This is a genomic window from Halococcus saccharolyticus DSM 5350, assembly GCF_000336915.1.
Taxonomy (GTDB): domain Archaea; phylum Halobacteriota; class Halobacteria; order Halobacteriales; family Halococcaceae; genus Halococcus; species Halococcus saccharolyticus.
Window position 1 is genome coordinate 40910 of sequence record NZ_AOMD01000013.1, and the last position, 9696, is coordinate 50605.

8 protein-coding genes and 1 pseudogene are annotated in these 9696 nt (G+C 65.0%); 3 read left to right on the plus strand and 6 right to left on the minus strand.

The features are described from left to right. Positions 1-158 precede the first annotated feature (158 nt). Complete coding sequence (locus C449_RS04275; protein WP_006076722.1) at positions 159-431, plus strand: hypothetical protein; 273 nt, start codon at positions 159-161, stop codon at positions 429-431. 21 nt (positions 432-452) lie between these two features. Here C449_RS04275 and C449_RS04280 read toward each other — a convergent pair whose 3' ends face one another. From C449_RS04280 to C449_RS04305, 6 genes are all read right to left on the minus strand, one after another. Next, a complete protein-coding gene (locus C449_RS04280) occupies positions 453-1376 on the minus strand; it encodes a DMT family transporter (protein ID WP_006076723.1) in 924 nt (307 codons plus the stop codon). A 29-nt stretch (positions 1377-1405) separates the two neighbouring features. Then, complete coding sequence (locus tag C449_RS04285) at positions 1406-2560, minus strand: ABC transporter ATP-binding protein (protein WP_006076724.1); 1155 nt, start codon at positions 2558-2560, stop codon at positions 1406-1408. Continuing rightward, on the minus strand, positions 2557-3843 hold the full coding sequence (locus tag C449_RS04290; protein WP_006076725.1) for an ABC transporter ATP-binding protein: 1287 nt from the start codon (positions 3841-3843) through the stop codon (positions 2557-2559). Before C449_RS04290 ends, C449_RS04285 begins: the two co-directional genes overlap by 4 nt. Further along, positions 3843-4859, minus strand: coding sequence for an ABC transporter permease (locus C449_RS04295; protein ID WP_006076726.1), 1017 nt, complete (start codon positions 4857-4859; stop codon positions 3843-3845). The genes C449_RS04290 and C449_RS04295 overlap by 1 nt, the downstream gene beginning before the upstream one ends. Next, complete coding sequence (locus C449_RS04300) at positions 4856-5845, minus strand: ABC transporter permease (protein ID WP_006076727.1); 990 nt, start codon at positions 5843-5845, stop codon at positions 4856-4858. Before C449_RS04300 ends, C449_RS04295 begins: the two co-directional genes overlap by 4 nt. Before the next feature lie 79 nt (positions 5846-5924). Further along, a complete protein-coding gene (locus C449_RS04305) occupies positions 5925-7631 on the minus strand; it encodes an ABC transporter substrate-binding protein (RefSeq protein WP_006076728.1) in 1707 nt (568 codons plus the stop codon). A 317-nt stretch (positions 7632-7948) separates the two neighbouring features. Between C449_RS04305 and C449_RS04310 the strand changes: the two genes are divergently transcribed. Further along, on the plus strand, positions 7949-9172 hold the full coding sequence (locus C449_RS04310) for an endonuclease/exonuclease/phosphatase family protein (RefSeq protein ID WP_006076729.1): 1224 nt from the start codon (positions 7949-7951) through the stop codon (positions 9170-9172). 194 nt (positions 9173-9366) lie between these two features. Next, positions 9367-9696, plus strand: a pseudogene (locus C449_RS04315) (ribonuclease H); the annotation flags it as partial.

Genomic DNA, 9696 nt, shown 5'->3' on the forward strand with positions numbered 1-9696 from the left:
ACGTCGAAAACCGTCCAAGGACGTCGGAACGGTCGTCTCGGCTGCGTTTGCTGCTATCGAAACGAGCCGTTACCATCACGACAGTTGCTACGAACGTGCGTCAACGCTCACCATAGTATAAGTCACTCCAGTACGATAGATCGTTTGGGGCCGTCAGTATGTCACGGAGGACCGAACGAGTGCTCGCCCGTGGGACCGGCGAGACGAACGGGGTCGGCGCAACGCTCGCGTCGCTGTACGCGAACTACCGGGACGATCCCCGGACACAACCGATCCAGGCGATCGCGTTCTGGCTGGCAGTCGGACTGCCCGTCGTCACTCTCTCACTGTTCGCAACCGGGCTCTCGAACGGAGCGGAAGTGACGCTGTTCGTTGGGTTGTTGGGTCTGAACGCCGTCGCAGTCGTCGCCGGCCACGCCCACCGCGCCTGAGGCGTGGCCGACTCGCCCGTTTCACTCGCCCGAGAGCGCCGCCCGAAGTCGGGGCCACTCCGCGGCGATGGTCCGGCGCTTGAGCAACACGAATCCCGTGAAGATCAACACGAATCCGGCGACCGTCGCCGCATCGATCGATTCGCCGAGAACGAGTGCGCCCGAGATCGCGGCGAACACCGGCGCGACGTACGAGACGAGGTTGATCTCGATCGGACCGAGTCGATCGAGCAGATCGAAGTAGATCAGGAAGCCGACCGCGCTCGCCCCGATCGAGAGGTACGCGAGCGCGGCGAGCGCACTCGGCGTCACTGCGACCCCCGCGATCGACTCGCCGAGGACGACGCTCACACCGTGTAACAGGAGTGCGCCGCCGACCATCGACCACGCTTCCATCGTTTCGATCGGAAGATCGGCGGGGATCCGACGGGTCAGGACGCTCCCGAGCGCGAACGCGACCGCCGCAGCGAAGACGAGTCCTTCCGCGAGCAGATCACCATTGAGGAGGTTCGACGGGTCCGGACTGGTCAACACCGCTACGCCGACGAGTCCGAGCAGGATACCGGCGGTTCCAGCGGTGGTGAGGCGTTCATTGGGGAGGAACACCCGCGCGAACGCACTCGTCAGCACGGGCGAGAGGCTCACGACGACCGCCGCGGCCGCGCTGGTGGTCCCCTGCTCGCCGACGAACAGGAAGGCGTGGTACGCGGCGATCAGAAAGACCGCGCCGACTCCGACGAGCGCCCACTCGTTTCGGCCCCGTGGCCGCCACCGATCGGTCGCGTAGACCGCGTAGCCGAGCATCAAGAGGCCGGCGACGTCGTACCGAAACGCCGCGAAAAGGACGGGCGGAAAGTATGCGAGACCCGCCTTGATCGCCATAAACGCGGTCCCCCACAGGCCGGCGAGGACGAGAAAGGCGAGGAGGTTGCGGTAGCGCACCACCGACGATCGGCGGGGCCGAGACCTGAACGTTACGCACTCGGTTCGTCCGCCGCCCGTTCGTCTCGCTCCTCCAGATCGGATTCCGTGGCCTGTGCTCGTTCCTCGGGAGGATCGAGTGGCGTGCTCTGCCAGTAGGGATGATCGTCGACCGCCCGAAAACACGCCGTCTCGTGGTCCGGTCCGGCGTCGAACCGTCCCGGATCGTCCTCACGGCACGCCTCACGGGCGTGAGGACACCGGGTGTGGAACCGACAGCCGGCGGGAGGATCGCGCGGCGAGGGCACGTCGCCGGCGAGTGCCTCGACGTCGCGGTCGCGCTCTTCGGTGTTCGCCCGCGGGACGCTTTCGAGCAGCGCCTCGGTGTAGGGATGGCTCGGGCGCTCGAAAATGTCGTCGACGGGGCCGATCTCCACGATCTCGCCGAGATACATCACCGCGACGCGGTCCGAGATGTGCCGTACCACCGAGAGGTCGTGGGCGATGAACAGGTAGGTCAGGTCGAACTCGTCTTGGAGATCCCCCAGCAGATTCAGGATCTGGGCCTGGACCGAGACATCGAGCGCGCTCACGGGTTCGTCGAGCACCACGAACTCGGGATCGAGCGCGAGTGCGCGGGCGATCCCGACGCGCTGGCGCTGGCCGCCCGAGAACTCGTGGGGGTAGCGCTCGCGCTGGGCCGCCGAGAGGCCGACCCGTTCGAGGAGGTCGGCGACGCGCTCGTCGCGTTCTTCGCGCGTGTCGATCCCGTGGACGTCGAGCGGTTCGCGCACGATCTCACCGACGGTCTGGCGGGGATCGAGGCTCGAAAACGGGTCCTGGAAGACGATCCCCGCACGCTGACGGAACGCCGTCTCCTCGTCACCGGACAGCTCACCGACCGCCTCACCGTCGAAGCGCACGGTCCCGGCGGTCGCTTCGCGGAGCCCGAGCAGGGTCTCGCCGGTGGTCGACTTCCCACAGCCCGACTCGCCGACCAGTCCGAGTGTCTCGCCGCGCTCGACCCCGAACTCCACGCCGTCGACCGCCCTGACGGCCGTCGGGTCCCGTCCCAGCAGCCGGTCGAGCAGCGAGTCGTTCTCGTAGTAGTGCTTTTCGAGGCCATCGACGCTCACCAGCGGTTCGTCCGGCTCTCTAGCCTGCCGTTCGTCCACGTCGACCCCGTCGTGATCGAGTCGTTCGCTCATGTGTCACTTCCTCCGTCGGATTCGTCGAAGTACCCCTCCGGCAGCGCGCGCGCCTCGTCGAACTCGTGATCGGCGAGATAGCACTTCGCGGTGTGGGAGGTCGCGTCGCCTGGCACGCCGTCGCTCCCTGTAGCCGACCCTGCCGCATCCGCTCCCGTCCCGTCCGCCTCCTCAGCGACGCCCGCACCGTCGACCGCAAACGCGGGCGGCTTGTCGAGACACTCCTCCATCGCCTTCGGACACCGATCGGCGAAGTAACACCGATCGTCCATCTCTGCGGCGACCAGGCTCGGGACGTTGCCCTCGATCGGATCGAGGCGTGGAGCGGGATCGTCGAGGTCCGGGATCGACCCCAAGAGTCCCTGCGTGTAGGGATGCACAGGGCTATCGAACACGTCTTCAAGACTGCCGTGCTCGACGATCTCGCCGGCGTACATCACCCCGAGCCGATCGCACGTTCTGGCGATCACCCCGAGGTCGTGGGTGATCAGCACGATCGCCATGTCGAGTTCGTCCTGGAGGTCGGCCAGCAGATTGAGAATCTGGGCCTCGATGGTAACGTCGAGCGCGGTGGTTGGCTCGTCGGCGATCAGGAGATCGGGTTCGCCCGCGAGCGCCTGCGCGACCATCGCGCGCTGGAGCATTCCGCCCGAGTACTGGTGTGGGTACTCCCCGGCGCGCGCTTCGGGGTCGGGGATTCCCACCTGTCCGAGCAGCTCGATCGCGCGCTCGTGGCTCTCCTCGCCGACGTAATCCCGCGTCGGAATGACCGTGCTCGCCAGCATCGACCCGAGTCCAAAGCCCTGGGTGCGCGAGCGGGTCGAGCGCGGGTTCGTGCTCGCGCGGCGCTGCACTTCTACTGCTTCGGCGATCTGCTCGCCCACGGTGATCGAGGGGTTGAAGCTGCTCATCGGATCCTGAAAGATCATGCTCACCGAGGAGCCTCGAAGCGAGCGCCGGACTTCGGGGGGCACGCGCCGGAGATCGACCGCATCACCGTCGACGGCGTCGGGATGCGACGCTGCCATCTCGCTGGCGAGGTCGGCGTCGCGATACCACACCTCTCCTGCGACGATCTCGCCGGGTGACTCGACGAGATCGATGAGCGACAACGCCGTGACCGACTTCCCGGAGCCGGACTCGCCGACGACACCGAACACCTCGCCGTCGTGGACGGTCAAATCGACCGACTCGACCGCGTTGACCTGCCCTTCCTCGGTGAAGAAACGAGTCGTGAGGTCGCGAACGTCGAGCAGGGGCTCGGAACTCTCTCCGCCAGCCATCACGCCCCACCCCCTTCGCCTTCGATACCGGGATCGAGGGCGTCGCGGAGCCAGTCGCCGATCAGGTTGACGCCGATCACGGTCAGTACGATCGCGATGCCTGGCATCGTCGAGATCCACCACGCGGTGGCGAGGTAGTCACGGCCCTGTGCGATGTCGAAGCCCCACGAGAGGTTCGCGCCCGAGAACCCGAGATACGACAGCGAGCTCTCGAGGAGGATGATCGCCGCGATCTGGATGGTCGCGAGCACCAGAATGGGGGTGATGCTGTTCGGCAGCACGTGTTTCCGGAGGATGAACCCGTCGCTCGCGCCGACCGACCGTGCGGCCTTGACGTACTCGGCGTCGGTGATCGAGAGCGCCTCACCCCTAGCCACCCGGGCGAACCACACCCAGTTGACCAGCGCCACCACGATGATCACCGTTCCAGGCAGCGCGAACGAGGGTGGCATCTCGGAGGCGAACCCGAGCGCGACGATCGGATCGGGCACCCTGACCGTCGCACCACCGAACAGTCCCACGAGCGCGACTGCGAGCACCAGCGAGGGGAACGCGAGCATGATGTCTGCGCCCCGCATCAGCGCGTCATCGACCTTCCCACCGTAGTAGCCCGCCGACAATCCCACGGTCACGCCGAGCACGGCGGCGATCGCGGTTCCGAGAACCCCAACGAGCAACGAGGTCCGTGCGCCGTAGATCACCCGCGAGAGCATGTCGCGACCGAGCGAGTCAGTACCGAGAGGGTGGGCGGCGCTCGCGCTGATGTTCGTAGTCTCGTTCACGATCTGGATCTCGCCGTCGACCATCTGTGATGTGGTCTCGTTGGTCTGTGTGCTGAATCCGAGAGGCGGCAGCGACGAGTTGTTGAGATCCTGTTCGAAGGGGTTCTGCGGGGCGAGCACGGGTGCGAACACCGCCACTAGTACGACCGCGACCACGAGCACGATCCCGACTTTCGCCAGCGCATTGCCGCGGAGTTCGCGCCGGAGGTTCCGCAGGGTGCGTGGCCGGATCATTCGTTCGCCACCTGCGGGTTGAGCGAGGCGTAGAGTGCGTCCACGAGGAGGTTGACGATCACGAACCCGGCCCCGATCACGATCAGCGAGCCCTGGATCATCGGCCAGTCGCGCGCGTTGATCGCGTTGATCACCAGGGTACCCAGTCCGGGCCACGCGAACACCGCCTCGGTGATGACCGCGCCGCCGATCAGCGTCCCCAGTTGGAGGCCGACCACCGTGATGACGGGAATCAGCGTGTTCCGGAGGGCGTGTTTGTATCGCACCAGCGTCTCGGGCAGCCCCTTTGCGCGCAAGGCCCGAATGTAGGTCTTGCCGAGCTCGTCCAACATACCGCTCCTGGTGAGGCGGGTGATGAGCGCGGTGAAGTACGTTCCCAATGTAATTGCCGGGAGCGTGATGTGGGCGAGCCACGTCACCAGGCCGTCGAAGCTGCCCTCGGTGAACAGCATCTCTACCGCGGGAAGGAACCCGACGAGCCGCCGACTCGTGGGGAACAGCCCGAACTGGACGGAGAGCACGAGTACCAGCATGATGCCGAGCCAGAAGTTGGGCGTGCTGATTCCCACCAGCGAGAACCCCGTCGCGCCGTAGTCGGCGGGCTGGTGGCGATGCGTCGCGCTGATCACGCCGAGCGGGATCGACAGGATGACGGCAACGATGGTCGCGGCGATCGCGAGTTCGAGCGTCGCGGGCAGTCGGTTGAAGATGCGAGTGCTCGCCGCGGTGCCCGAGATGTACGAGTAGCCCATATCGCCCTGGAGGAGATTGAGGAGGTAGTCGACGTACTGGACGTAGATCGGACGATTCAGCCCGAGTTCGGCGGCGATCTGGTCACGGAGCGCCTGGCTTGCATCCAGCGGCGCGACGAACGTGATCGGGTTGCCCGGCGTGACGAAGCGCAGGAGGAAGACCACGGTCACGACCCCCCAGATCACGAACACGCCCTGGAGCGTGCGCTTGAGGAGGAACCGACCGGTCGTCATCGCCTCGGTCCTCCCGCCGTCGACACCGCCCGATCGCCGACCATGCAGGGTTGCTGGCGAGCTGGCTCCATTCGGACGGTCAGCTCGTCGAGCTCATCGCGTAGGCGTTGATGCGCTCGTCGCGGCGTGCACTCCACTCCACCCGATTGCTCACGCCGTAGACGCTGTACTGGCGATTCAGGAAGATCCACGGGGCTTGCTCGCGACAGAGCGCGTTCGCTTCCTTGAGGAGCGACGCGCGCCGCTCCTGGTCGCTCGTGGACTGAGCTTCCGAGATGAGCGAGTCGAGCTCGTCGTTGCTGTAGGAGGTGAGCGCACCGTCGCTCGTCAACAGCGGGATGATGGTCTGGCTCGCGTCGAACGTGGCGTTACCCCACCCGATCAGGTAGAAGTTCGGGCCGGTCGTGATGTCGCCGTCGGTGAGTTCACCCGCAAGCGAGGTGAACTCGCGCTGGCTGATCCCACACGAGACGTTCGACAGCGAGTCGATCTGGCTCACGACCGCCTGGGCGATCTCGACGTCCTTGAGATAGCGCCCGACCGGCGTGTGAAGCGTGATCTCCGCGCCTGCAAAGCCGCTCTCCTCGACCAGCGACTCGGCCCGCTCCTGATCCTGTGGGTAGGGTTCGACGTTACCGTTGTATCCGACGAACCCCTCCAGCGTCGGCTGTCCCGTCGGATCAGCGAACCCCGAGAGCACGTTCTCGATGATCCCTTGGAGGTTCACCGCGTAGTTCATCGCCTGGCGGAACTGCGGGCTCGAAAACGGCTCGACGTCGTACCGCATCGCGTTGTAAATAATCCGTGTGCTCGGGACCGCGCTCAGCCCCGCGCTGTTGCTGGAACGGACCCGCTGGGCGTCCTGTGGTGGGACGTTGACCGCGACGTCGGTTTCGCCCTCCAGCAGCTGGTTGACCCGGGTGCTCGACTCCTCCGCGGCGTTGAACGTGAGCTGTGAGATGTCCGCCGGCTCGCGCCAGTAGTCCTCGTACCGCGAGAGCACCACCCGGACGCCCTGTTCGTAGGTATCGAGCTGGAACGGCCCGGTGCCGTTCATGTTCTGGGCGATCTCCTCCCCGGAGCGCTCCTCGACCCACGACTGCTGCATGATATCACAGTACGTGGCAAAGGAGGCGAACACGATCGGATTGAACCCGTCGGACATGACGTCGACCGCGCGCTCGCCGTCGACGACTTCCGCGCCGGTCACGCCAGCGAGCTGGTCGGCCTGCGGGCTGGCGAAGCCGACGTCCTCCTGAACGATCCGGTTGATGCTGAAGGCGACGTCTTCGGGGGTGAGGTCGTCGCCGTTGTGGAAGGTGACGCCCTCTTGGATCGTAAAGCGCACTCGGCCCTCCTCGACCCGCTCGTAGTTGGTGGCGAGCTTCTGGATGATCTTCCCCTCCGCATCGCGTGCGAGCACGCCCTCGTAGGCGTGGAGCACCACGTTGTCAGTTGGCGTCTCGCGGTGGTTCTGCGGGTCGAGCGTCGACGGTGGCTGGCCCTGCGTGATCGTCACCGAGAACTCGCCGGTGCCCGATCCGCCTCCGCTCTCGTTGCCACCACCGCTTTCGTTGCCTGCGGTACTGTCGCTGCCTTCCGTTCCACCGCTGGTGGGCTGGCCCCCTGCGGTGTCGGCCCCGCCGCTGGCGTTGCCGCCGCCAGAACCGTTGTCGCCACCGTTGCCACCACCGGAACAGCCGGCGAGCGCGGTCGTCGCCGCCGCACTCCCGGCGAGCGCGAGAAAGCGCCGCCGGCTCGTCGAACGATCATCCGGGTCGGTCATGTTCCGCACATTGGCGCATCGTGGTATATATGCTGCGGTAGAAGTTAACAGCCCTACTGATCCATGTTCTATCTCCTCACTGGCATCTCAAACGATACGCCGATCGAAAGTCCGTTCCGACATTCATCGGTATGATATGTTCGCGATCTCGTACTGATCTCGGGTCGAGTGCATTCCAGACGGGATTCATCGTTCGTTGACAGGCAATTACCCGACACACGGGAAACTCACATATCGAACCTACAGTTCAGGAATAGCGCCCCTGTCGTTTACCGCAACCCCAGTCATTATTTGTTGGGGATTGCAGACTCGGGAGTATGTCCCGAGATACCGATCGACGAGAGTTTCTGAAAGTCACGGGTTCGGTCGTCGCGTCGTCGGCCTTCATCGGAACAGCGAGCGCAGCGGGCCGTGGAAGTGGCACTCGATACGCGGCGTTCAACGTCGTGGACCTGAACACGGAGCAGGTACAACAGAAGGGCGACGAACAAGCTGCTGCTGCCGCTCGCGTGATTCAAGAGATCGACCCGGATATCCTCGTCGTAAATGAGCTCGCCAACAACATTCAAAGGGCGCGGGTCGAAGACGGCGTCCCCACGGAGAAGACGAACATCCAGGCGTTCGTCGACAACTATCTCAGTGAACCACAGCACCGAACCCTCGACGGTATCGAGTATCAGTATACCCTCCAACCGACCAGCAACACGGGCGTCCTTCCGGAGGAGCCCTACGATTTCAACAAGGACGGCGTCGCTGGCGAACGTCCGGGGGACGCGTTCGGGTTCGGCGTCTTCCCTGGCCAGTACGCGTTCGGGATCGCGAGCAAACATCCGATCGAGGAGGCTGGCATCCGGGCGTTCCAGAAGTTCCGCTGGACCGATATGCCCGGCAACCTGATTCCGATCGAAGGAGAGTCCGGGGTCGATCCAGAGGGAATCTACCTGACGGAGGCCGAGACGGCTGTCTATCGACTCTCCTCGAAAACCCACATCGATGTCCCGTTCGAGGTGGACGGTGGGACGGTCCACGGACTGTTCAGCCATCCGACCCCACCCGTCTTCGACGGTCCGAACAACTTCAATGGGCGGTGGAATCACGACGAGGTGCGGTTCTTCGCGGACTACGTCGCCGGGGCGGACTACATCTACGACGACAGTGGGATGAGGGGTGGACTCGCGGATGACGCCTCGTACGTCCTGATGGGCGATATGAACGCCGGACCGGGAGACGAACCACTCGATCCGGCGACGAAGTACTTCATCGAGAACGATGATTTCACCACCCGACGCCTGCCGACGAGTCCGGGTGGCGCACAACGAGGCAACCCCTACGCAACCGCCACCTTTGAGAACAGACCGAAAGTCGATTGGGTTCTTCCGTCACCGGACCTCTCGTTACGGTCGTCCTCTGTCGTCTGGCCGAGCAAGAACGCTTCCAAACGCGGACTCGGCGAGGCCGTCGACACTGCGTCGGACCACCGACTGGTCTGGGCAGATATTGACAACCGGCAGCGAGGGGCCTCCGGACGGTCATCACGATGATCGACTCGCCCAGCGACTCATCGTCCTCCACCGAAACGATTCTGTAGTGCGTTCGGTGGATATCCGCTGAAGCGCGTCGGTTGCTCCGGTACTTCTCTTCGCGACAGCTCCGGTGAGTCACCGATGTCCGTGAGGAAGTCGTCGACCGGCCCAGCAGCCCGTACTGTTAAGTTTGCGTGTGTGATAGCGTTGGCATGGCCGCCTACGGCCGGCCGACCCTCCGGGATCTGTTCGACGACTCGCCCACACCCCACATCGCCCACCCGCCGCGGACCCATCACCGGGAGTTCTACGTCGCCACCGACGGGTCTTTTCGCGTCGCGGGTGGCGGGCTCGGTGTCGTGATCGAAACCCGCGACGGCGAGCGCGTCGCGCGGCTCTCGATCCCCGACGACCCACCGGACAACAACGTCGCCGAGTACCGCGCGCTCCATCTCGGTCTCGACGTGCAGCGTGGCGAATCGCCGGCGAGCGTAGATCAGCCAGAGGCAGCGGCTCCGATCGAACGAACGACTGCCGCGAAA